General features: G+C 27.2%; 1 protein-coding gene. It reads right to left on the bottom strand.

The window, feature by feature from the left end:
* Positions 1-214 precede the first annotated feature (214 nt).
* Positions 215-943: a hypothetical protein gene (locus MPF13_RS15420; RefSeq protein WP_249983657.1), complete on the bottom strand. Its 729-nt coding sequence runs from the start codon at positions 941-943 to the stop codon at positions 215-217.
* Positions 944-1053: the final 110 nt, after the last annotated feature.

Genomic DNA, 1053 nt, shown 5'->3' with positions numbered 1-1053 from the left:
CTTCGCTCTTCAATTTTGTTTTTATGTCAAAAATCATCTATTTCTAATAGTTATTTGTTCAGCTCGATTTTGGTTTCACTTATATTGCCCAACGTTGTTGTATATGGTTTGTTGCGTATTTCAAGCAACTAATTTAGTAAATAATTACGGACAAAGAAAGTCCGCGAGGACTTTCGTAAGTAGGCAAGAAGCCAGCAATAAATTATATACGGTGTTAGGCACTGTTTCTTTCAATTACAAAATCTCTAATATTTTGAATTTTTGAATTCACAATAGAGTCATTATTCAAATCTTGTTCCAACTCTTTCAATGACTTTTCAAGATCCTGTTTTCCAAAGTTTTCTTTTAAAAATGAATCTACATTTTTAAAATCATCATCTTTCATTTTTTTTAGACCTAATAAAATACTCTTTAAATTTAGTGCAACTCTATCAATTCTACCACATTTTTTTGACAGTAATGCAGCATACAAATAACTTCCCACCGAGATTAAATAACTTTTCTCGTTAAATAAAGCTCTTCCTTGAAGATGAAATGTGTTTGATTCAAGTTCAGTTAATGCAACATTATTTTTAGCTTCAATTTTTTTAATTTTTTTCTTATATTTCTGCAATGATGAATCAATTTTTAATTCATTATCTTTTTTTAGATTTTCAAGCTTTGAGTCAAATTTATCTTTTAATTCTTCTGTTAATTCCTTTAAATTCTTTCTTTGAAAATATTGAACAATTAATGGAAGTATTATTCCTAAAATTGTAATAACAAAAATTAATTTAATACAGGCAGAATCATAAAAGGAATTGACTTCAGTTGCAATACTATTTTGTGTTTCAATCTTATGTGTTAATTGGTCAATTTGATTTTGTAACTTTAATGAATCCATTGCCTTTAATAAGGAATTATTCACTTGTTTCAAGCTATCTATAACTTTTTCTTGTATCATATTTTAATTGTGCCTAACGTGTTTGTGTTATAGAAAGTTGCGATTTTTGTGCTCGAGGATTTTCCGCAGGAAAATCAGAAGTAACAAAAATTGTAACAAACTTTGATTAA

The sequence above is a fragment of the Polaribacter sp. Z022 genome, assembly GCF_023555495.1.
Lineage (GTDB): Bacteria > Bacteroidota > Bacteroidia > Flavobacteriales > Flavobacteriaceae > Polaribacter.
Note: the sequence above shows the minus strand (reverse complement) of the source record. Positions and strands in the feature narration are given on the sequence as shown.

Coding starts and splice junctions, on each gene's coding strand:
- MPF13_RS15420 (WP_249983657.1), bottom strand. CDS start 943: ATGATACAAGAAAAAGTTATAGATAGCTTGAAACAAGTGAATAATTCC.